Genomic DNA, 20,973 nt, shown 5'->3' on the forward strand with positions numbered 1-20,973 from the left:
GAAGTTTTTGAGGCAACCTTGCGATTGAAATGCTGGTTTCAGCGCCAGCCTCGAAACCCAGGGTTCAAGGCCGACTGGGCTTCAACCGGAGCAGACATTCAATGCAGAGGGTCTGTCCAAATCAACCTGTGTCGACATGCTCTCGGTGCATGCTCTCAATGCATGCTCGCGCCATCAGTTCCCCTCAAGAGGCGCAAACGACGCAGCAAAGCCGCTGATTTTAGCCTGTTTTGCGAGCCAATCCGAGGAGCTGGCTGACCAAGTCGGTTTGAGACGTCAAATCTTCACGCCACGTGAGGGCATGAGTGCGGTCGGCGACTTGGCTCAACAGGCCCGGTTGCCAGGCTTGCAGACCGTTCCAGCCGCGCCAAATTGCGCGGGTTTGCTGGGCGAGATGCGCGTCGCTGCCCCTCAGATACAGGTCCATGAACGCCTCCAGCTTGGCCGCATGCGCGCCGTCGTGCTGGTAGTAGATTTGCCAAACGAAGGGCTTGCCGGCCCATTGGGCGCGCACAAAAGAGTCCTCGCCGCGCACAAAGTTCAAGTCAGAGGCCCAGAGCAAGCGGTCATAGCCGTCTTGGCTCAGATAGGGCAGGGCCTGCCAGCGCAGGCCGGCTTTCGGCAAGGCTTGCTGCGCCTGCAATTCAAGCATCTGGGTTTGTGCGGCACCGGGGCAGACCAAAAGCAAGGTGGGCTCGCCAGCCAGATCCGCCAACAACTGCGGCAGGGCGGCGTTGGCATAGGCAAACAGGCTGACGATGCGCTCATTGGGCCGCCGCTCCAAGCCCTGGCTTGCCAACCAAGCCTGCGCGTCAAAGTCGGCCTGTTCGGCCAGCAGGCCCGTCTCACGCAGCAGGCCGCCGGTACGCGCGCTGAAACCGGGGTAAAAAAACTGCTTGTGCATGCCACGGCCGGGCCCGCTGAATTGCGGCGAACTCAGGCCATGGCTGCGTTCGACATAGGGCTCGGCGCTGAGGTATTCGAGGTTGATCCACAGCGGCGGCTTGGCGCGCTGCGCCATGCGGCGAACAAAGGCCTCGGGCAGCTCGCAGCCGAAGGTCTCGATGACCACGTCACCGGCCTCTTGTGCGCTCGAACTTTGATCCCAAGGCAGCACGTTGATGCCGGGTGGAAGGCCGCCAGGAACCATCCAGGCCAAGGCGCTGGCATCGTCCAGCCATAGCCTGACCGACTGCCCGCGTGCGGCCAAGTCGCGGGTCAGCCGCCAGCTGACGCCGATGTCGCCGTAGTTGTCGATGACGCGGCAGAAAATGTCCCAATGCTGTCCCATGCCGGAATTATCGGCTGCGGCACAATCGCGCCCCATGCAAGCGCCCGATCCCATCAAGCCTGAACCGAGTCCATCCGACCCTGAAAAACTGAGCGCCGCCGAACTGGGGGCGCAAAAACAGGCGCAGTGGACGGCCGAGCGCAAGCTGATCGAGGCTGCCGAAGCTCAACAAGTGACGGTGGCGGAGCAAGCCGCCAGCGATGGACGCGCCCGCTTGCTGCTGGAGGTGGCGGCATTGCCGGGTCTGCCGGGCGTTTATCGCTATTTCGACGTGCAGGGACAAGTGCTCTATGTCGGCAAGGCTAAGCACCTGAAAAAGCGTGTCTCCAGCTATTTTCAGAAAGACCATGGCGGCACCCGCATCGGCATGATGGTGGCCCGCATCGCCCGGCTGGAAACAACGGTGGTGCGTACCGAGTCAGAAGCCCTGTTGTTGGAAAACAATCTGATCAAGACCTTGAACCCCAAGTTCAATATCTTGTTTCGTGATGACAAAAGCTACCCCTATCTGAAGCTCAGCGCGCATGAGTTCCCTCGCCTGAGCTATTACCGCGGCGCGGTGGATCGGCGTCACCGCTACTTCGGCCCCTTCCCGAGTGCCTGGGCGGTCAAGGAGTCGATTCAGCTGATTCAAAAGGTCTTCAAGCTGCGCACCTGTGAAGACACTGTTTTCAATAACCGCAGTCGCCCCTGCTTGCTGTATCAAATTCGCCGCTGTTCGGGACCTTGTGTGCCCGATTTGACGGCTCAGGGCCATGACGGGGATTACGCCCGCAACGTCAGCAATGCAGAGCGGTTTTTGCTTGGAGAAACCGAAGAAGTGATGGACGGCTTGCAGGCGCAGATGATGGCTTTTGCCGAGCGGCTGCAGTTTGAGTCGGCGGCCGAAGTGCGCAATCAGATTTCGGCCTTGGCGCGGGTGTTGCAACAGCAGTCGGTCGACGAGAACAGCGCCACCGGGCGCGACCGCGATGTCGATATCTTGGCAGCCAAGGTCCACGGCGGCCGGGCCTGCGTGAACTTGGCCATGGTGCGCGGTGGCCGCCATCTGGGCGACCGGGCCTTCTTCCCCAAGCATGTTGAAGAGGCGACCGCCGTCTTGCTGTCCGAGGAGGAGCAGGCCGAGAGCGTGTCGGCCGAGCGCTTGGTGCTGGAGGCTTTTATGGCCCAGCACTATCTGGACGCCCATGTGCCATCTTTGATCATCGTGAGCGAGGCGGTCGATGAGTCGCTTGGCATCATCTTGAGCGAGCAGGCTGGTTACAAGGTGACGACGCAGGCGCAGCCCAGGGCGCAGCGGCGGATCTGGCAGGAAATGTGCGTCAAGGGCGCGGAGCTGGCACTCGCGCGTTTGCTGTCCGAAGAAGGCTCGCAGCAAGCGCGCACGCGGGCGCTGGTGGACGCTTTGGATCTGCCTGCGCAGGACTTGGAGAGCTTTCGCATCGAGTGTTTCGATATCAGCCACACGGCAGGTGAGGCGACAGTGGCGTCTTGCGTGGTGTTCGAAGCACATCAAATGCAAAGCGCCCAATACCGGCGCTACAACATCGACGGCATCACCGGCGGCGATGACTATGCCGCGATGCGTCAGGTCTTAACTCGGCGCTACAGCAAAATGGCCGAGGCCGCGCAGATGGGCAACGCGCGGTTGCCCGACCTTGTGCTGGTGGACGGTGGGCGCGGTCAGGTGGCTATGGCCCGCGAGGTTTTCGAAGAACTGGGCCTGGATCTGAGTCTGATCGTCGGCGTGGAGAAGGGCGAAGGCCGCAAAGTGGGGCTGGAGGAGTTGGTGTTTGCCGATGGTCGAACCAAGGTCTATCTGGGGCGAGATTCGGCGGCGCTGATGTTGGTGGCGCAGATTCGCGACGAGGCGCACCGGTTTGCCATCACCGGCATGCGGGCCAAGCGCGCGGCGGTGCGTACCGGCGGCTCGCGGCTGGAAGACATCGACGGCATAGGCCCGAAAAAGCGCGCGCAGTTGCTGCAGCGATTCGGGGGCGTGCGAGGCGTGACCGAGGCGAGCGTGGATGAAATTGCCACCGTCAAAGGTATTTCGAAAGAATTGGCAGAGGAGATCTATCGTGTCTTGCATTGATAAACCCAAGTTCAACTCCGCTTCAACAGACGCTAGGGGAGCCTCGGGTGGGCAGGGCCGGTCCTTGGTGCGCCCGCTGATGGCGAGCGCCGGTTTCGGCTTGATCGTGCTGATGGCGGGTTGCTCGGACAGTCCGCGCGCGCCGGCTTCGGTGACTACGGTAACCAGTGCCAACACGCCAGCAAGCACGGATGCCCAGCAAAGTTCAACGCCCGCTGGTTCAGGTTCGCAAGGCCCGACGACGGCGCAAAAATCAGGGGGGTCATTGGCGCCCCCGAAGCCGCCGCGCAGTCATGATGAGTTGCGTCTGCAAGCGGCTCATCGCTTGGTGGAGGCCAATCCGCAGCAAAGCTACACCGGCAAAGTGCCAGACATTTTGCTGGCGATTCCGGTCCTTGAGGTGACTTTGAACCGGGACGGCTCGATCAAGCGCATCGTGGTGCTTCGCAAGCCGCATGCAGAGCCGGGCACCATACAGCTGGCAATAGACGCGCTGCACCGCGCTGCGCCCTATGGCGACCTGTCGCGCCTGCCTTCGCCGTGGAAATTCACCGAGACTTTTTTGTTCAATGACGAGCGGCGCTTCAAACCGCGCACGCTGGACTGAGCGCCTGCCCGCGCTGCTTGCGACATTCACGCCACATTGTTCTTGGGCGGGCGCTGGCGCCCGCACTTTGCCGTGCACAATCGCCGCATGTTCCTGACACTGCCAACACTCTTCACCTGGGCTCGCATCGTAGCCATCCCCTTGATCGTCGGGGTGTTCTACCTGGACCTCGCGCCGGCCACCCAAAATCTGTTCGCCACGGTTTTGTTTGTGCTGATGGCACTGACCGATTGGCTGGATGGTTACCTGGCGCGCAAGCTCAATCAGACCTCGGCCTTCGGGGCTTTTTTAGACCCCGTTGCGGACAAAATCCTGGTTTGTGCGGCCTTGCTGGTCTTGCTGGAACTTGGTCGTGTCAATGCGTTGGTCGCGCTGGTCATCATTGGCCGCGAGTTGGCGATTTCTGCTCTGCGTGAGTGGATGGCGCAGATTGGCGCCTCGGGCAGCGTGGCTGTTCATATGGTGGGGAAGTTGAAAACCACCGTGCAAATGATCGCGATCCCCTTCCTGCTTTTTGACGGCTCGCTGTTCGGTCTCTTGCACACCCGGCCATGGGGCACGGGGATGATGTATGTGGCCGTGGTGCTGACCATTTGGTCGATGGTTTACTACCTCAGGAAGGCCTTGCCGGAGATCCGAGCCAAGGCGAAATAAGCCCTTTGATAAGCCCTTTGGATAAGCCCGCGCTGCAGGCGTGAGTCGCGCTGTTTGTCTGCGCCTTTTGTATCAGGGCTTTCACTTGTCTGAGGCGAAGCAAAAATGCGCATAGAATGCGCTTCCCCGCAAATTTTGACCAAGGGTTCGGCGGCTTGAGCGCTGCAGCGAAGTCAAGTTAAGTTGGTCAGAGCTGGGGTCTGTTTTGCTACAGCGTTTTATTGGTTTTGCAAGCGTGCTCAAGATTTTTGAGAGGTAATGAAGTGAATAAGTCCGAACTGATTGAGCACATCGCCACACAGGCTGATATTTCTAAAGCTGCGGCTGGCCGCGCTTTGGAAGCGCTGATCGGTGGCGTCAAGACCACGCTCAAGAAGAATGGTTCGGTTTCTCTGGTAGGCTTCGGGACCTTCAGCGTGACCAAGCGAGCAGCCCGGGCAGGCCGCAACCCTCGCACCGGCGACGCGATCAAGATCAAGTCGGCCAAGGTGCCAAAGTTCCGCCCTGGTAAGGCGCTCAAAGACGCTGTCAACTGAAGGTCTAGATTTCGATTTTTCCGGTTTTCCGGGTGCTTAGCTCAGTTGGTAGAGCATCGCCTTTACACGGCGCAGGTCGGCGGTTCGAGCCCGTCAGCACCCACCAAAATTGCCCTGACCCAGAACAGTTCTGGGCGAGGGCTGTGGCTGAATTGCCATCCCCCGCAAAGGCGAACCCCGGTTCGCCTTTGTCGTGTCTGCCCGTATGCATGCATGTTTGAGGTTTTGACTGATGTTTGAATTTGTCCGTAAGCACACGCGCTTGTTTCAGTTCATCTTGCTGATTCTGATCTTGCCGTCCTTTGTTCTGGTGGGCATGCAGGGCTATACCAGTTTCATGGATGGCTCCAATACGGGCGTGGCGACCGTCAACGGCCGCAAGATCACGCAGGCCGAGGCCGACGCCGCTCACCGTGAGCAGGTGGAGCGCATGCGCCGTCAAATGCCCAACCTGGATGCCAAGTTGCTGGACTCGCCCGAAGTGCGGCGCGAATCGCTGGACGGTCTGGTGCGTGAGCGTGTGATGCAGGCCGCCGCAGAGAAGCAACACTTGGTGGTGTCCGACGAGCGTTTGCAGTCGATGTTCTTGAATGACCCGCAGTTCGCCTTTTTGCGCAATGCTGATGGCTCGATCAACAAGAGCGTGATTGCAGCCCAAGGCATGAGCTCGCAAATGTTTGTGGAGCGCTTGCGGCAAGACCTGACCCTGCGTCAAGTTTCGGCCGGCGTGGCTGGCATGACGGTGTCGGCCGAGGCCAACGCCACGGTTGCCTTTGACGCCTTGCTGCAGCAGCGTGAAGTGCAGCTGCAGCGCTTTGATGCCAAGGACTTTGCTGCCCGCATCGAGCCCACAGATGCGCAAATTGAAGCCTTCTACAAGGACCCGGCCAATGCCGCGCAGTTCCAAATGGCGGAGAGCGCGCAGATCCAATATCTGGTCTTGGACCTGGAGGTTTTGAAGGCCGGCGTCAGCGTCAACGAAGAAGACTTGCGCAAGTATTTTGAGGAAAACGCCGTGCGCTTTTCGGTCGCCGAAGAGCGCCGCGCCAGCCATATCTTGATCAAGTCTGAGAAGGGCGCCTCCGCCGCCGATCGCGCCAAGGCCAAGGCACAGGCCGAGGAACTGCTGGCGCAAGTGCGCAAGACGCCAGCCTCGTTTGCCGAAGTAGCCAAGAAGAACTCGCAGGATGAGGGCTCCGCGCCCAATGGTGGAGACTTGGACTTCTTCGGGCGCGGCGCCATGGTCAAACCTTTCGAAGATGCCGCTTATGCCTTGAAGAAAGGTGAAATCAGCAATATCGTCGAATCCGATTTCGGCTTCCACGTCATTCAGTTGACCGGTGTTCGCGGTGGCGATAAAAAGAGCTTTGAGTCCGTGCGCGGCGATATTGAGGCCGATGTGCGCAAGCAACTGGCACAAAAACGTTTCTCCGAAGCGGCCGAACAGTTCAGCAATATGGTTTATGAGCAGTCAGACAGCCTGCAGCCGGCCGCCGACAAATTCAAGCTGACCCTTTCGACCGCGACCGTGCAGCGCAACCCGGCGCCCGGCGCGACCGGCCCATTGGCTTCGGCCAAATTGCTGGACGCGGTGTTCGGCAATGAAGCCTTGCGCAACAAGCGCAACACCGAAGCGGTGGAAACGGGCTCGAATCAGCTGGCTGCGGCCCGCGTTGTTCAGCACAACCCTTCGCATCTGCAGCCGCTTGCCGACGTCAAGGTGCAGGTGCGTGCGCAGCTGGTGCGCAAGCTCGCGATCGCTGAAGCGGTCAAGGCCGGGGAAGCCCGACTGGCAGCGCTGAAGAAGGATGGCGACTTGGCCGGGCTGAGCGCTCCCGTGATTGTTTCTCGGGCTTTGCCGCGCGATTTGCCGCGCAAAGTCTTGGACGGCATTCTGTCCGTCGATGCGAGTAAGCTGCCCGCAGTGCTTGGCGTTGATGCGGGCGAGGGCGTGTTTGTTGTGGCCAGCCTGAGCAAGGTCTTGCCGCGTGACCCGGCCGTGGTGGATGCCAAGCGTGCGGCGCAGCAATATGCACAGGCATGGAATGCCGCCGAGTCCGAAGCCTTTTTTGACGCGATGAAGACGCGCTTCAAGGTCAATGTGAAGGCGCCCGCAGCGGCAGCTTCAGGGGCGACACGCTGAACTTAGGGGAAAGGGCGGGCGTATTTGCCTCGCTAGCCGGCCCGATCTTTGTAGAGTTTCAGTGCAAATCTCCGAATAAAGAAAATTTCAGTAGAACGCTTGCATTCAAGCCGAGAATCGTTCTATAATCTTAAGCTCTGCGGTGGTTGTAGCTCAGTTGGTAGAGTCCAGGATTGTGATTCCTGTTGTCGTGGGTTCGAGCCCCATCAGCCACCCCAAAATTATCTAGGTGAGTCAATCACTTAGAAGAAAAGCCACCCTAGCGGTGGCTTTTTGTTTTTCTGCTGCGTTCTTTTGCTTGAGTCGAAGCAGCCCCGTCAGGAGCGGCCGCTGAGATCACCAGCTCGAAAACGGGTGCGTGGCCAACTGCGAGTTGAAGTAACGCGTTTCTTCGGTGACTTCTTGGCCCAACCAGGGCGGCAGATCAAACTGTTGGTCGGGCGAGCTCAGTTCAATCTCGGCCACGACCAAACCAGCGTTGTCACCCAGGAATTCATCCAACTCCCAGTTCATGCCCGCAAAGGGGACGTGGCGACGAATCTTCTCGACGCGAGGGCCGTCGCACAAGGCCAGCATTTGTTCGGCATCGCGCAAGGGCACCGCGTACTCAAATTCAGCACGGCTTGCGCCAATACTCTGGCCCTTGACGGTGAGCCAGGCTTGTTCGCCCTTGATCCGAACCCGAACCGTGCGGGCTGGGTCGCGGTTCAGATAGCCCTGGCTGATGTACTCGCCGGCGTCGTGCAGTTTCCAGGCTTCACCAATGACAAGAAATTTGCGCTCGATTTCGATGCCCATGACTGCAGACTCCAGCTGCTACTCAGACGCGCGCCAGCGCAGCCGCGCATTCGCTGACCAGGGCAGGTCCCTTGTAAATCAAGCCTGTATAGAGTTGCACCACGTCGGCGCCGGCTTGAATCTTTGCGCGTGCATCGGCGCCGCTCAATACGCCGCCAACACCAATGATGGGATAGTTGCTCCCCAGCGCTGAGCGCAAGAGTCGAATCACTCGGTTGCTGGCCTCGAACACGGGCCTGCCGGACAAACCACCGGCCTCATCGGCATGGGCCAAGCCCTTGACCGCGTCGCGGGAGATGGTGGTGTTGGTGGCGATGACACCGTCGATGCCGTTGTTTTGCAGGGTTTGGGCAATCACCGCAACTTGTGCTTCGTCCAGGTCGGGTGCGATCTTGACGAACATGGGTACCTTGCGCTTGCCCGCCGCCTCCAACTTCAGCTTTTTTTCTTGCAGCGTGGACAGCAAGGCATCCAGCGCCTCGTCGCTTTGTAAGGCCCGCAGGTTCTTGGTGTTAGGACTGGAAATGTTGACGGTGATGTAGTCGGCATGAGGGAACACGCCTTCCAATCCGATCAAATAGTCATCGGCCGCGTTCTCGATCGGGGTCGCCGCGTTTTTGCCGATGTTCAGGCCAATCAAGCCGCCAGCGGCGCGAAAGCTGTGAGCACGCTGCACATTGCTTAAAAAGCTGGCCAGGCCTTCGTTGTTGAAGCCCAAGCGGTTGATCAGGGCATCGGCCTGCGGCAGGCGAAACATACGTGGTTTGTCGTTACCGGGCTGGCCTTTGGGCGTGACGGTGCCGACTTCAATGAAGCCGAAACCCATGGCGCCGAGCCCGTCGATGCAGCGGCCGTTTTTGTCCAAACCGGCGGCGAGGCCTATGCGATTGGGGAACTTCAGGCCGGCCAGCATCAGCGGGTCTTGCACGCGGTTTTGGGACCACAGGCATTGCGCTGGCGTGTTTTGCATCTTGGCGATGGCGCCGAGGGTGAGTTCATGCGCGTGCTCAGGGTCGAGGCCGAACAGGAAGGGGCGGGTGAGGGCGTAGGGGATCAGAGGCATGGGTGGAATTGTCGCATTCCGTGTTGACGGGCTCCCCTTTTTGAGCGGCATAGATAATCGAAGCAACTGAAAGGCTGTTGCTGATGAAATTCCTTGATAACCCCGCTCAAGATCGCGAAGTAGGCTCGCGTGATGAGACCCGTGATACCACGCGTACCGACGACACCCGCATCGGTGCAGTGCGCCCATTGATCTCGCCGGCCTTGCTGCTGGATCAGCTGCCGCTGCCCGATGCATCGCTGGAGTTGGTCGAAAAAGCGCGCCAAGACATCAGCGCGATTCTGCATGGGCGCGATGACCGCTTGTTGGTGGTGGTGGGGCCTTGCTCCATCCATGATCATGACCAAGCGATGGACTACGCGCGCCTGCTCAAGAGCCTGAATGATGAGTTGAAGCAGGACTTGCTGATCGTGATGCGGGTCTATTTTGAAAAGCCGCGCACGACGGTTGGGTGGAAGGGCTATATCAATGACCCGCGCCTGGACGGCAGCTTCCACATGAACGAAGGCCTGCGCTTGGCGCGCCAATTATTGTTGGATGTGACGGCGCTGGGTTTGCCGGCCGGCACTGAATTTTTGGACCTGCTGTCGCCCCAATACATCAGCGACTTGATCGCGTGGGGGGCGATTGGCGCGCGGACGACCGAGAGCCAGAGCCACAGGCAGTTGGCCTCCGGCCTGAGTTGCCCGGTTGGCTTCAAGAATGGCACCGACGGGGGCATCAAGGTGGCCTCGGATGCGGTGTTGGCAGCGTCGGCTGCACATGCATTCATCGGCATGACCAAGATGGGCGCGGCAGCGATTTTTGAAACCCGCGGCAATCAAGACTGCCACATCATTTTGCGCGGCGGCAAGGCGCCGAATTTCGATGCGGCCTCGGTGGCTGCGGCCTGTGAAGCCATGCGCGCGGCAGGCTTGCGCGAGCAGGTGATGGTGGATTTTTCGCATGCCAATTCGAGCAAAAAGTATGAGCGGCAGATCGATGTGGGCCAAGACGTTGCCCAGCAAATCGCCGGCGGCGATGCCCGCATCACCGGCGTGATGATCGAGTCGCATCTGCAGGCAGGCCGGCAAGACCTGGCCCCAGGTCAGAGCTCGGCTGACTTGAAACCGGGCGTGTCGATCACCGATGCTTGCCTGGGGTGGACACAGACCGAGCCGCTCTTGCGTGACCTGAGTAGAGCGGTGAGGCAGCGCCGCGGCCAGTAAATTTCCTGAGCTAGCAGGCGAGCGCGCCACCGTTGGCGCCGGGTATCTGCACTTGGCGCGTCTGCCTTGCCACACATCGCATCCCGCTGTCGGGCGCAATTCAGGGTCCTTAGAGTTCAGTCATCTTCACTGTTCTCAAGGATTCCAGATGAATGCCAGCAAACGCTTTGCAGCCCATAGTGCTGTTTTCTTGATCCTGGCTTGCGCCATGGCAGTTGCCGCGCCGGCGCATGCGGTTGACGTGGAGGTCGAGGTCAGCGGGCTGACTCAGACCGAGGGGCGTGTGATGGTTGGCGTCTTCACCGATGCGGGCACTTGGTTAAAGAAGGCCGCTACCGGCGTGTCCGCCGAGGCGAATCAACAAAAAGACGGCAAGTTGTTGATCAAGCTGCAAAACCTGCCCGAAGGCAGCCTGGCCCTGAGTGTTTTTCATGATGTCAATGGCAATGGCCAGTTAGACAGCAATGCCATGGGCATGCCCAAAGAGCCTTACGGCTTTTCAAACAATGCGGCCGGTATGTTCGGCCCGCCAAAATTTGAGAAAGCAGTGTTTGAAGCCAAGGCCGGCGCGCGCCTCAATGTGCAGTTGAACTGAGGGGAGGGCACCGTGATGCAAAGACGAGATTTCATCAAAAACGGGATGCTGGGACTGGCCGGTGTTGGCAATCTCAGCCTGCTGCAAGAAGCTCTTGCGGTCGGCGCTACGGCGGCCCGATTCTCGACGGCGGCCCCCGAGCTGGCGCCATTTCAGGGCTTCACCGGTAGCGAAGCCTTTGACGCCAGCGATCTGCGCGTTGAAGGCCGCTTGCCAGCCGGCTTGTGTGGTGTCTATTACCGCAACGGGCCCGGCTTGATGGCTCGCGGCGGTGAGCGCTACAGGCATTGGTTTGATGGCGATGGCTTGGTGCAGGCTTGGAGCTTTGGCGAAGCCGGCGTGCAGCACAAGGCGCGCTTTGTGCAGACCCAGAAATTTCGCGCGGAAACTCAAGCAGGGCGTTTTTTGCTACCGGCCTTTGGCACCAGTTTTGCAGATCAGGAGTCTCGCTTGCCGGTGCGCAGCGCTGATGACGTCAACACCGCCAACACCAGCGTGATGAAGATGGACGATGGCCGGCTCTACGCCTTGTGGGAGGGCGGTAGTGCCTATGAGTTGGACCCGCAAACGCTGGCTACAAAAGGCGTTCGGGCCTGGTCCAAGGAACATGCCGGCATGCCGTTTTCTGCCCACCCCAAGGTCGAGGCGGACGGTACGGTCTGGAATTTCGGCACGCAGTCGGGCCGGATGGTGGTGTATCAGTTCTCCCCACAGGGTCAGGTCTTGCGTAGCGAGGTCTTTGCTGCGCCTGGCCCGAGTGCCATGGTGCATGACTTTGCTGTGTCGCAGCGTTACTTGGTGTTTTTGCTGTCGCCCATAGGCATGGACATGAACGCGCTGCGAGGTGGCGAGAGCATGTTGGATGCCATGCGCTGGTTGGGCAATGAATCGACGCTTGTGTTGGTCATAGACAAGGCCGACTTCAAGCGCCGCTGGGTGCTGGAAACGCCGGCCGCGATGGTCTTCCATTTTGGCAATGCCTGGGACGATGGCAAGCAGATTCATCTGGACTATGTCGAGGCGCCTGCGTTGCCGGCCATCAATGAGAAGCTGCGAATGATCATGGCGGGCCAGCGCCCTCCGGCGCAAAACCACCCGCCGTCAGCGCCACGTTTCATGCGCATTCGGCTGGGCTCCGACGGCGCGGGCGCTGCCGGCCTGGGGCGCGGGCATATCGAGCTGCAGTCGCGTGACGAATCGGTCGAGTTTCCGGTGGTGGACCCGCGTGTGGTCGCGCAGCGCTATCGCCATGTTTATTACCCGACCGCCATCGATGTTGGTGACCGTTGGGGCTTCAACGGCCTGATGCATCTGGATATTGAATCTGGCCGGCGCGAACGTTTCTCTTTTGGCAGCGATGTCGTGCTGGAAGAGCATGTCCTGGTGCCCAAGCCTGGGAGCAGCAAGGAGGGCGAGGGCTGGTTGCTGGGCCTGGGCTATGACTGCAAGGCGCGTCGTTCTTTCGCCTCTGTGTTTGATGCGCAGGCGCTCAGTGCGGGTCCGCTAGCGAGGGTGTGGCTGCCGTACTGGGTGACTTACGGTTTCCACGGCAAGTTCTACGCGGCCTAGGTTTGACTTAACTTGCCTTGACTTGCCTTGACTTTGCCAACCTTGGCTTCGCCTGGCGCTGCTCTGGGGTTTGGTGCTCAGAGTTTGCTCGTGTCCAGGCTGGCCACTTGTTCATCAGGCCCGGCGACGGGCTGGCTTGGCGCCTGCCCGGCCGTCTGCCTGTATTGCATGGCCGCGTCGGCCGGGTGGTCTGCCGTCTCCAGGGCACCACTGCTGACGCCCAGCACAGTCAACACCGCCAACATCGAGATCCAGCACTGCGGATCGCGACCCAGATTGAGCAGGGTTTTCAGTGCGTTGGCTAGTTTGTTCGTGCTTGTCATGTTCATCACTCCCGGCAATTCGTCGAAGTAATTTAACTGTATATCTGAACAGCTGTAAATGCAACCAGTTGTTTCGCCTGGCGTGAACTGCCGCGTCACCGAAGGCCCGGCCCGGGCTTGCCCGATAATCCAAGCTCTGCTCCATGAGCTTCAGTTTTCAAATCAGCATGACCCAAGACGAACTCAAAACCCTGGTCGGCCAGGCCGCGCTTCACTATGTCGAGGCTGGCAGCATCGTCGGCGTTGGCACCGGCTCAACGGTCGACAAATTCATTGACGCGCTGGCCGCCAGCGGCATCAAGGTGGCCGGTGCAGTTTCCAGCTCGGTGCGCTCAACCGAGCGCATGAAGGGTTTGGGCATCCCGGTGCTGGACGCTGCCGAGGTGCAGCGTTTAGGCGTCTACATCGACGGTGCCGATGAGATCGACCATGGGGGCCACATGATCAAGGGTGGCGGCGCGGCCCTGACGCGCGAGAAGATCGTGGCCGATTTGGCCGAGCGGTTTGTCTGCATCGCCGATGAATCCAAGTTGGTTCAGGCGCTGGGCAAATTCCCCTTGCCGGTGGAAGTGATCCCGATGGCCGCTGCGCAGATCGCTCGGCGCTTTGCTGATTTGGGCGGCGTTGCGACCTTGCGCGCTGGTGTGGTGACCGACAACGGCTGCCACATCTTGGATGTGACCGGTCTGCAAATCACCCAGCCGCGCGCTTTCGAGGCTGATGTCAACCAGTGGCCGGGCGTGGTGACGGTCGGCGTGTTCGCTCGCAACCGGGCCAATGTCTGCTTGCTGGGCACCGCTGAAGGCGTCAAGACCCTGCGCTTCGACTAAGGTGTAGGGCTGCGCTCTGCCGCACGGGGTTTCAGCCTTGTTTGCGCTGGGCCCTGACTGCGAAGCGGGCCGGGTCGATCGCATCCAGCAGGCTGGCTTCGAGCGGGCAGGGCTCACCGCTGATTTGGGCCGCCAGCACCTGCGCGCACAAGGCGGCCCAGCCAATGCCGCGTGAGCCAAAGCCGGTGCAAATACCCAGCCCGGCCTGACGGGGGATGAAACGCAGCTGCTCGGCCAGCATCGGCTGGCCCTGTGAGTCCAAGTGAGGCAGTCCGCCAACCAAGGGCAAGCGGTCCGGCGTGGCCAGGCGCCAGCCGACTCGCCCGCCACTGACTTGCAACTTCGCGGCCTCGGCCGCGTCCAGATTTGCTAGCCGCGCGAACTGGGCCTGATTGTGCGCATGGTCTTCGTCCAGCAGCTCGGCCCGCAGATCACCGTCTTGGTTGGTGGCGCCGCACCAGAGGCCGGCGCTTTGATCGGCGATCGCATAGCCCAGGCCCGCCACGGGCAACAAGGGTCTTGTGGCCGAAGCCTCGATATGGCTGATCTGCCCTCGCTGCGCCATCAAGGGCAGGCCGGGGGCCAGGTCTTGCAGCAAGGCTTGACCCTGCTGGCCGCCGGCCAGCACCAAGAGCGGCGCTTCGCCCAGCAATTGGCCGTCACCCGACCATGCCTGCCAAAGGCCGCCCTGACGCTTCACGCGCGCGACTTTGCAACCGAACTTTTGCTCCGCGCCGCTGGCCTGTAGCAGGGCAGCGACATAAGCGGCCGGTGGCAGGGCGCCGCCGCCCGGATAGAACCAGGCTGGAGCGCCCAGGCGCAAACCGCTGCGGGCACTGGCCTCGTCCTGCAGCATTGCCCGCACATAGTTGGGCGGCAGGCCCAAGCGCTCAATCAAAGCTTGCATCTGCGCCAGGTCGCGCGAGGTTTCTACCCGCAGCAAGCCGCGCTGATGCCAAGGCATGGCGGGCAGGCGCTGCAAGACCCGTTCGGTCTCCAATGCGCAGGCGCGATTGAAGCGCGCATGCAGTCCGTCGTCCGGGTTCAAAGTGCCGTGGTAGAGGCCGCCCGGGTTGCCCGAGGCGAGCATGGCCGGCCTGGCCTGGGCGTCCAGCACGGTGCTGCGGATGCCGCGCTCGGCCAGTGCCCAGGCGCAAGCAGCGCCGCCCAGGCCGGCGCCAATGATCAGCGCTTGGCGGGCTTGCGGGGCGAGGGCCAGGCGCGCAGCGGGTTTTTGAATGGCATGTCTGGGTGTGAACCTGGCCACACACATGCCGCCCTTGTTGGCAAAGCCACGTTGGCGTTCGACGCTAAAGCCCGCCGTCGCGAGGCCTTCGCGCAGCTGCGGTGCCACACTCCAAGACGCTGCGCTGGCGCCGGGCGCGGCGAGCCGGGCCAGCCCCTTGAGCAAATGTCTGTCCCACATTTCGGGGTTCTGTTTGGGGTTGAATCCGTCCAGGTAAAACGCATCCACCTCGGCCACCAATTCGCGCAGCCAGGCTTGCGCGTCGCCCAGGCAGAGCAGCAGTTGGACGCGAGCAGCGGCGAACTCTAGCCTGTGCAAATTCGGCGTCAGTGCCGGCCAGGCCTGACACAGCTGCGCCGCCAACTCGGGCAAGGCGCTGTGCAGATGGGCTTGCTGCAGGTCAGCTAGGCGCAGTGGGTGTTTCTCGATGCTGATGAAGCTCAGCGTTTGGCAGCGCGCGGGGTCTTGGGCCCAGGCATGCCAGGTGGCCAAAAAGTTGTTGCCCAGGCCGAAGCCGGTTTCCAGAATGACAAAGTTTTGGCGCCCCGCCCAACGCGCCGGTAAGTCATTCGCACCGAGGAAAACATGCCGTGCCTGCTCTAGCGCGCCGGCGCGGCTGTGATAAACATCGCCGAAGGCCGGTGCCAAGGGCGCGGCCGGGTCGGTGAAGTCAATTTGGGCGGGAGAGAGGGCTGGCTGGGGCTTCATCTGAGGGTCGGCAGTATGACCCATAGCAAGACCGCAGCCAGTGCCAGTGATGTGGCCAGCCCTGCGCCAATGATGAGGGCAAAGCGGCGTCCGCCGGTCAGCCCCGCGGTGATGGTTCTTGTCACGCTATTGCTGGCGATGGCGATCAACACGCCCTGGCACATGAGGCTGGCGTCTATCTTGTCTGCATGCGCCAGGCCGGCCAGCGATGCGACCGGCGAATGCGCGTCGGCCAAGCCCGCCAGCGCAACGGCAGCCATCAGCCCCGCACTGCCGAACTGCTTTTCGGCCCAGCTGACCAAGACCGCCACGCCACTGAGCAGCAAGGCGATCAACGCGGCTTCCTTCAAACGCAGCGGTCCACCGGTCTGTGGGGCTGCAGGCCCGGCAGCAGCCGAGCTGCGACGCGCCTGCCTGGCCAAGAGCAGGCCTAGACCGCCCGACACCAGCATGCCAGCGGCGCCCAGCGGTAAAAAATGCAGCGCAGCCTGCGGCGCCATCGCCAGCAACATCAGCGAAGCCTGCAGCCAGGTGGCGGCAGTGGACATCACCGCGCCCGAGGCACAGGCCAGTTGCAGCTGTGGCTGGCTCCTGGCGCGCTGCCCCATGGTGGCGATGGTGGCCGTGCTGGAAACCAGGCCGGACAGCAGACCTGACAGCGCCAAGCCGGTCTGTGCGCCGAGCAAACGTAGCGCCACATAACCGACGGCCTGCAGACCCAAAAGCAGCAGCAAGAGGCCCATCAAAGAATGCGCCTTCATGCCGGCCAGCCAAGGCAGGGGCTCGGTCGGCATCAAGGGCAGCACGACCAGACCGAGTGCGGCCAGCAGCAGGCCGTCGTGCAGTTCATCCTCGCGCAAAACCCGGGTGGCGAAGCGGTGCAAGCCGGTGCGCGCACTCAGCAAGGCGGTCAGGGCGACGGCGGCCGGCGCGCCCAGGAGGGGGGCGTGCACGCACAGCACACCGATCAAATAAGTCGCCAACATGGCCATCTCGGTGGTCAAGCCCGGATCTTGTTCGCTGCTGCGAAAGTAGGCCATGGCGGCCAGCACCGTGACCGCCAGTGCACCTACAGCGACGAGACCAGGTACGGCTAAGCCATGGGCCAAAGCACCGGCCAGCGCGGCGATGGTGAAGGTGCGCAGCCCCGCCGGCTCAAGGCTGCGCCCGCCCTTATGACCGCGGCCCTTGTGGCGCTCACGCTCCAGCCCAATCAGCAGGCCGCTGCCCAGTGCGGCCAATAATCCCATCGCAAATGTGCCTTGATCGCCGAAGGCTTGCTCGATCGCATTCACAACTCGACGGTCTCTCCATGTTGCGGCACTCTCACTGGCCATGCCAATTCATCCTGGATGCGGCTGCGCAGCGCGTCGCTGGCGGCCGCCTCGCCGTGGACGACGAAGACTTGGGATGGGGGCTTTTTGAAGCCGCGCAGCCAAGCCATCAAGCCGTCCGCATCGGCGTGGCCCGAGAAGCCCTCCAGGTGGCTGACCTCGGCGTTGACGGCGATGTATTTGCCGTGCAACTTGATCTCGCGCGCTCCGTCCACCATCTTGGCGCCACGGGTGCCGCCCACCTGAAAGCCAGGGAATGCGATGTGGTGGCGGGCCTGTGGGGCCAGGGTTTCGATGTAGTTCAACACGCGCCCGCCGGTGGCCATGCCGCTGGCCGAGATGACGATAGACGGCTGCGCGCGGGGCGAGGCGAGCTGGCCTGCCAACTTCAAGGAATCGGCGCCCTTGGTGATGAGCTTGACCCCGTCGCACAGGCCTGCCGCGTCGGACGCGCCGATGCGCAGCAGCTTTTTGTGCTTGATCGTCAGCTCGGTGGCCTGCAGCGCCATGGGGCTGTCGAGATAGATCGCTACGTTCTGGTCCAACTCTCCTGTTTCGCGCAAGCGCTGCAAGACCAGCAGCAAGGCCTGCGCGCGACCCACGGCGAAGCTGGGCAGCAGCACCGTGCCGCCGCGTTTGAAGGTGTTGCGCAGAATCTGCGCCAAACGGGCCTGCACGTCCTCGGGCGGATGCGAGCGATTGCCATAGGTCGACTCGATCAAGAGATAGTCAGCCTCCTCGACCCGTTGCGGCCCGGGCATCAAAAGATCGTTGTTGCGGCCGACATCGCCTGAGTACACCAAGGTCTTGCCTTGCGACCTAACGCTGATAGCGCAGGCACCCAAAAGGTGACCGACCGGTGTGAAGCGGACTTCAGCCTGGCTTTGCCCATGACCCAGCTTGATCCGGCCATCACGCGGCAGGCCGACAAAATGCGTCAAGGCCTTCTTGGTGTCGTTGACGGTGTAAAGCGGCAAAGCCTTGGCGTGTTTGCTGCTGCCCTGGCGGTTGGCTCGGCGGGCGTCTTCTTCTTGCAGATGGGCACTGTCCAGCAACAAGACCTCGCAGAGATCTCGGGTGGCTTGGCTTGAGAAGACCTGCCCGTTGAAACCTTGGCTGCGCAGCGCCGGGATATAGCCGCTGTGATCCAGATGGGCGTGTGAGAGCAGCACGGCATCAATGCTGGCTGCCGCAGCGCCAAGCCCGGCCCAGTTGCGCTCGCGCAGTTGTTTGAAGCCCTGGAACAGGCCGCAATCCAGCAGCAAGCGCTGGCCGCCCAGATCAAGCAGATGGCGGGAGCCGGTCACACAATCGGCGGCGCCGAGGAAGCTGAGTTTCATTGCGCGCCCAAGGTTTGAAGTTGACCCGATTCAAGCAGTTGCAGCGCTGGGCCGTCTTGACCTAGGGCAAGGATCATCGCTCGGGCGAGCACCTCGGCCTGAATCGGCCGCCATTTGGCGGGAATCAGGGCTAGGAACGGCTTGCTCAGGCGCAAGGCCCAGGCCTCGGCGCTGCGCTTGGCTTGGCCCAGTCGCTCCCGCTCGCCGGCCAGCAGCGAGGGCCGAGCGATCACCAAGCGCTCGAACTTCAGCGCGATCAGGGCTTGCTCCATTTCGCCTTTGACGCGGTTGTAGAACACACGGGAAGCCGGGTCCGCACCGAGAGCCGATACCAGCGCGCAGCGCCTTGCCCCCGCCGCCCGCGCCGCACGGGCTACGTTGACGACCGCGTCAAAGTCGACCGCCCGGAAGGCGGCTTGCGAGCCGGCCACGGCCAGCGTGGTGCCCAAGCAGATGTAGACGGCGTCGGGCTCACCTAAGTTTGCCAAGCTTGCGGCTGCCAGATCGGGCTTAGTGAAATCAAGCAGGTGCTGGTGCAGTCTGGGGCTATGGGGTAAATCCTTGGCCGAGCGGCGCAACAAAGCATGAATCTGATTGGCCTCAAGCAGCAGTTGCGCCAACAAGGCTCGGCCCACCAAGCCGGTAGCGCCGGCCAGCCATACTTGTTGTTTGATGTGACTCATGTGTAGCTTCGGCTCATTGATGCTTGAACGCTCCTGACAGCAGCTCGGAACCGGCTGGCGCACAAGACGCAGCGTTTGATTCCTCGCAGGAGACAGTCAAGCTGGCATTGTGGGGTGTGAGTGACGCAACTGCCGCTGATTCGAAGTCTGTTTGGTCCTGAACGTCGCAATAACGCAAAGACTCAGGGTTATGCCGCTTGAAGGAGGTGCCGAGAAGGAAAAAAAGCCCGGCTGGTTCCAGCTGGGCTTTTTGTTCTGCTAGCTGCCGGCGCAGCAAAGGCGCTTCTTCTTAGCGCTTGGGCTGAGTCGAGCGGCCACTGAAGTTGCCGCCGCGGCCGCCGCCGCCACCACCAGCAGGCCGGCCACCGCCACCCGTAGCACTTGGGCGTCCGCCGCCTGCGCCACCGCCAGCCGCACGCTGGCCCTGTGGTGCGGCTTGACGCGGCGCACCGCCGTCACGCGAACCATGCGGCGCATGCCCGCCAGCACCACGCGGAGCCGATGGACGACCGCCGCCACCGCCACCTGGGCGGCCACCACGGCCACCACCACCGGAGCGGCTACCGTTGTTGTTCAGAATCATCCGGCCCAGCACGATGGGCTCGGGCTTCTCGCTCGGGTCTGGCGCAAAACCGGGCACGATTTCCTTGGGGATCTCGCGCTTGATCAGCTTCTCGATCTCGCGCAGGAAGCCGTTTTCGTCCACGCAAACCAGCGAGACCGCTTCGCCCAAAGCGCCGGCGCGGCCGGTGCGGCCGATGCGGTGCACATAGTCTTCCGACACATTGGGCAACTCGAAGTTGACGACGTGGGGCAGTTGATCAATATCGATACCGCGCGCGGCGATGTCGGTCGCCACCAGCACTTGCAGGTCACCGGTCTTGAACTCGGCCAGCGCCTTGGTGCGCGCACCCTGGCTCTTGTTGCCGTGGATGGCCATGGCGCTGATGCCTTGGTCATTCAGATAGTCGGTCAGGCGGTTGGCGCCATGCTTCATGCGGGTGAAGACCAGCACTTGGTGCCAATTGCCGGTCTTGATCAGGTGGGCGAGCAATTCCTTCTTGCGCTCGCGGCCAACCGGGTGAACCTTTTGCGCAATCGACTCATTGGTCTGGTTGCGGCGTGCCACTTCGATCAGCGCGGGGGCATTCAGCAGGCGGTCGGCCAGGTTCTTGATGTCATCGCTGAAGGTCGCGGAGAACAGCAAGCTTTGCTTCTTGGCCGGCAGCAAGGCCAGCACCTTCTTGATGTCGTGCACAAAGCCCATGTCCAACATGCGGTCGGCTTCGTCCAGGACGAGGATTTGCACCTGGCTCAGGTCCAGGGTGCCTTGCTGCGCGTGGTCGAGCAGGCGGCCGGGCGTGGCGACCAGGATGTCAACGCCGTCACGCAGACGGTTGATCTGCGGCTGCATGCCGACCCCGCCGAACATCACCATGCTCTTCAGGGGCAAGTATTTGCCATAGGTCTTGACGCTTTCCTCGACCTGGGCCGCCAACTCGCGGGTTGGTGTCAAGACGAGCGCACGGATCGCCGGCTTGCCGCGCTTGTTGGTGACGGGCTCGCCGGTGCTCAAACGGTGCAACAAGGGCAGGGTGAAGCCGGCTGTTTTGCCGGTGCCGGTCTGGGCGCCTGCGAGCAGGTCGCCGCCCTGCATGACGGCCGGAATGGCCTGGGCTTGGATGGGAGTAGGGGTGGTATAGCCGGCGTCGGCGATGGCCTTCAGCAAAGGCAGGGCAAGGCCCAGAGATTCAAAGCTCATTGATTTTTTGGTGAGCGCGCATCAAAGGTTGCTGGGCCGCGCTGCAGGGTATGCAACGCCAGTCTTCGAGCCTGCGATAGGAGGCGCACAAGATGACAAAAAAAGAAAACGCCGCGGAAGACTGGTAGCCGCGGCGTTGGGCTGCAGTATAGCTGGCCCTCAGGGAAACCCCGTATCAAAGCGGCTTT

The 20,973-nt window shown here is 61.7% G+C and carries 18 protein-coding genes and 2 tRNA genes; 11 read left to right on the forward strand and 9 right to left on the reverse strand.

All coding sequences use genetic code 11. The features are described from left to right. Window positions 1–220: 220 nt before the first annotated feature. A complete protein-coding gene (gene earP / locus LNV08_RS03435) occupies window positions 221–1,291 on the reverse strand; it encodes an elongation factor P maturation arginine rhamnosyltransferase EarP (RefSeq protein ID WP_263532235.1) in 1,071 nt (356 codons plus the stop codon). A 34-nt stretch (window positions 1,292–1,325) separates the two neighbouring features. On the opposite strand from earP, the gene uvrC reads away from it, so the two are divergent. The 7 genes from uvrC to LNV08_RS03470 all read left to right on the forward strand — a co-directional run bounded on the left by uvrC (window position 1,326) and on the right by LNV08_RS03470 (window position 7,544). Next, window positions 1,326–3,386, forward strand: a complete 2,061-nt coding sequence (gene uvrC, locus LNV08_RS03440; protein WP_263532236.1) for an excinuclease ABC subunit UvrC — start codon at window positions 1,326–1,328, stop codon at window positions 3,384–3,386. Next, window positions 3,373–3,993, forward strand: coding sequence for a hypothetical protein (locus LNV08_RS03445; RefSeq protein ID WP_263532237.1), 621 nt, complete (start codon window positions 3,373–3,375; stop codon window positions 3,991–3,993). Before uvrC ends, LNV08_RS03445 begins: the two co-directional genes overlap by 14 nt. Window positions 3,994–4,080: 87 nt before the next feature. Further along, entirely contained in the window at window positions 4,081–4,647 is a 567-nt protein-coding gene (gene pgsA / locus LNV08_RS03450; RefSeq protein WP_263532238.1) for a CDP-diacylglycerol--glycerol-3-phosphate 3-phosphatidyltransferase, read from the forward strand. A 248-nt stretch (window positions 4,648–4,895) separates the two neighbouring features. Continuing rightward, window positions 4,896–5,183, forward strand: coding sequence for an HU family DNA-binding protein (locus LNV08_RS03455; RefSeq protein ID WP_263532307.1), 288 nt, complete (start codon window positions 4,896–4,898; stop codon window positions 5,181–5,183). 30 nt (window positions 5,184–5,213) lie between these two features. Continuing rightward, window positions 5,214–5,289 (forward strand) — tRNA-Val (locus LNV08_RS03460). Window positions 5,290–5,415: 126 nt separating this feature from the next. Further along, window positions 5,416–7,326 (forward strand): SurA N-terminal domain-containing protein, encoded by a 1,911-nt coding sequence (locus tag LNV08_RS03465; protein WP_263532239.1) that lies wholly within the window; start codon window positions 5,416–5,418, stop codon window positions 7,324–7,326. A gap of 142 nt (window positions 7,327–7,468) precedes the next feature. Continuing rightward, window positions 7,469–7,544, forward strand: a tRNA-His gene (locus LNV08_RS03470). Between the two features lie 118 nt (window positions 7,545–7,662). Here the strand turns inward: LNV08_RS03470 and LNV08_RS03475 are convergent. Then, complete coding sequence (locus LNV08_RS03475) at window positions 7,663–8,124, reverse strand: CYTH domain-containing protein (RefSeq protein WP_263532240.1); 462 nt, start codon at window positions 8,122–8,124, stop codon at window positions 7,663–7,665. A 22-nt stretch (window positions 8,125–8,146) separates the two neighbouring features. Further along, window positions 8,147–9,187 (reverse strand): quinone-dependent dihydroorotate dehydrogenase, encoded by a 1,041-nt coding sequence (locus tag LNV08_RS03480; protein ID WP_263532241.1) that lies wholly within the window; start codon window positions 9,185–9,187, stop codon window positions 8,147–8,149. A gap of 83 nt (window positions 9,188–9,270) precedes the next feature. On the opposite strand from LNV08_RS03480, the gene LNV08_RS03485 reads away from it, so the two are divergent. From LNV08_RS03485 to LNV08_RS03495, 3 genes are all read left to right on the forward strand, one after another. Then, window positions 9,271–10,395, forward strand: coding sequence for a 3-deoxy-7-phosphoheptulonate synthase (locus LNV08_RS03485; RefSeq protein WP_263532242.1), 1,125 nt, complete (start codon window positions 9,271–9,273; stop codon window positions 10,393–10,395). Between the two features lie 148 nt (window positions 10,396–10,543). Beyond that, the gene (locus LNV08_RS03490; protein ID WP_263532243.1) at window positions 10,544–10,990 is read left to right on the forward strand and encodes a DUF2141 domain-containing protein; all 447 of its coding nucleotides are present in this window, start codon (window positions 10,544–10,546) and stop codon (window positions 10,988–10,990) included. Window positions 10,991–11,005: 15 nt separating this feature from the next. Then, window positions 11,006–12,559, forward strand: coding sequence for a carotenoid oxygenase family protein (locus LNV08_RS03495; RefSeq protein ID WP_263532244.1), 1,554 nt, complete (start codon window positions 11,006–11,008; stop codon window positions 12,557–12,559). Between the two features lie 77 nt (window positions 12,560–12,636). Here LNV08_RS03495 and LNV08_RS03500 read toward each other — a convergent pair whose 3' ends face one another. Then, entirely contained in the window at window positions 12,637–12,882 is a 246-nt protein-coding gene (locus tag LNV08_RS03500; protein WP_263532245.1) for a hypothetical protein, read from the reverse strand. A gap of 167 nt (window positions 12,883–13,049) precedes the next feature. Between LNV08_RS03500 and rpiA the strand changes: the two genes are divergently transcribed. Beyond that, window positions 13,050–13,712 carry a ribose-5-phosphate isomerase RpiA gene (gene rpiA, locus LNV08_RS03505; protein ID WP_263532308.1) on the forward strand — a complete coding sequence of 221 codons (663 nt, stop codon included), beginning with the start codon at window positions 13,050–13,052 and terminating at the stop codon, window positions 13,710–13,712. Window positions 13,713–13,743: 31 nt separating this feature from the next. Here the strand turns inward: rpiA and mnmC are convergent, their stop codons facing one another. The 5 genes from mnmC to LNV08_RS03530 form a co-directional block, all read right to left on the reverse strand. Continuing rightward, window positions 13,744–15,666, reverse strand: coding sequence for an FAD-dependent 5-carboxymethylaminomethyl-2-thiouridine(34) oxidoreductase MnmC (gene mnmC, locus LNV08_RS03510; protein WP_263532246.1), 1,923 nt, complete (start codon window positions 15,664–15,666; stop codon window positions 13,744–13,746). Continuing rightward, a complete protein-coding gene (locus tag LNV08_RS03515; protein ID WP_263532247.1) occupies window positions 15,663–16,916 on the reverse strand; it encodes an MgtC/SapB family protein in 1,254 nt (417 codons plus the stop codon). The genes mnmC and LNV08_RS03515 overlap by 4 nt, the downstream gene beginning before the upstream one ends. Window positions 16,917–16,957: 41 nt before the next feature. Continuing rightward, window positions 16,958–18,340 carry an MBL fold metallo-hydrolase RNA specificity domain-containing protein gene (locus LNV08_RS03520; RefSeq protein ID WP_263532248.1) on the reverse strand — a complete coding sequence of 461 codons (1,383 nt, stop codon included), beginning with the start codon at window positions 18,338–18,340 and terminating at the stop codon, window positions 16,958–16,960. After that, on the reverse strand, window positions 18,337–19,023 hold the full coding sequence (locus tag LNV08_RS03525; RefSeq protein WP_263532249.1) for an NAD(P)H-binding protein: 687 nt from the start codon (window positions 19,021–19,023) through the stop codon (window positions 18,337–18,339). Before LNV08_RS03525 ends, LNV08_RS03520 begins: the two co-directional genes overlap by 4 nt. A gap of 289 nt (window positions 19,024–19,312) precedes the next feature. Beyond that, window positions 19,313–20,785 (reverse strand): DEAD/DEAH box helicase, encoded by a 1,473-nt coding sequence (locus LNV08_RS03530; RefSeq protein WP_263532250.1) that lies wholly within the window; start codon window positions 20,783–20,785, stop codon window positions 19,313–19,315. Window positions 20,786–20,973 lie beyond the last annotated feature (188 nt).

The sequence above is a fragment of the Paucibacter sp. TC2R-5 genome (genome assembly GCF_025717605.1).
Taxonomy (GTDB): domain Bacteria; phylum Pseudomonadota; class Gammaproteobacteria; order Burkholderiales; family Burkholderiaceae_C; genus Paucibacter_A; species Paucibacter_A albus.

Coding starts and splice junctions, on each gene's coding strand:
- LNV08_RS03525 (WP_263532249.1), bottom strand. CDS start 19,023: ATGAGTCACATCAAACAACAAGTATGGCTGGCCGGCGCTACCGGCTTG.
- LNV08_RS03490 (WP_263532243.1), top strand. CDS start 10,544: ATGAATGCCAGCAAACGCTTTGCAGCCCATAGTGCTGTTTTCTTGATC.
- LNV08_RS03485 (WP_263532242.1), top strand. CDS start 9,271: ATGAAATTCCTTGATAACCCCGCTCAAGATCGCGAAGTAGGCTCGCGT.
- LNV08_RS03495 (WP_263532244.1), top strand. CDS start 11,006: ATGCAAAGACGAGATTTCATCAAAAACGGGATGCTGGGACTGGCCGGT.
- uvrC (WP_263532236.1), top strand. CDS start 1,326: ATGCAAGCGCCCGATCCCATCAAGCCTGAACCGAGTCCATCCGACCCT.
- LNV08_RS03480 (WP_263532241.1), bottom strand. CDS start 9,187: ATGCCTCTGATCCCCTACGCCCTCACCCGCCCCTTCCTGTTCGGCCTC.
- LNV08_RS03465 (WP_263532239.1), top strand. CDS start 5,416: ATGTTTGAATTTGTCCGTAAGCACACGCGCTTGTTTCAGTTCATCTTG.
- LNV08_RS03475 (WP_263532240.1), bottom strand. CDS start 8,124: ATGGGCATCGAAATCGAGCGCAAATTTCTTGTCATTGGTGAAGCCTGG.
- LNV08_RS03500 (WP_263532245.1), bottom strand. CDS start 12,882: ATGACAAGCACGAACAAACTAGCCAACGCACTGAAAACCCTGCTCAAT.
- earP (WP_263532235.1), bottom strand. CDS start 1,291: ATGGGACAGCATTGGGACATTTTCTGCCGCGTCATCGACAACTACGGC.
- LNV08_RS03530 (WP_263532250.1), bottom strand. CDS start 20,785: ATGAGCTTTGAATCTCTGGGCCTTGCCCTGCCTTTGCTGAAGGCCATC.
- LNV08_RS03515 (WP_263532247.1), bottom strand. CDS start 16,916: ATGGGATTATTGGCCGCACTGGGCAGCGGCCTGCTGATTGGGCTGGAG.
- LNV08_RS03520 (WP_263532248.1), bottom strand. CDS start 18,340: ATGAAACTCAGCTTCCTCGGCGCCGCCGATTGTGTGACCGGCTCCCGC.
- rpiA (WP_263532308.1), top strand. CDS start 13,050: ATGACCCAAGACGAACTCAAAACCCTGGTCGGCCAGGCCGCGCTTCAC.
- pgsA (WP_263532238.1), top strand. CDS start 4,081: ATGTTCCTGACACTGCCAACACTCTTCACCTGGGCTCGCATCGTAGCC.
- mnmC (WP_263532246.1), bottom strand. CDS start 15,666: ATGAAGCCCCAGCCAGCCCTCTCTCCCGCCCAAATTGACTTCACCGAC.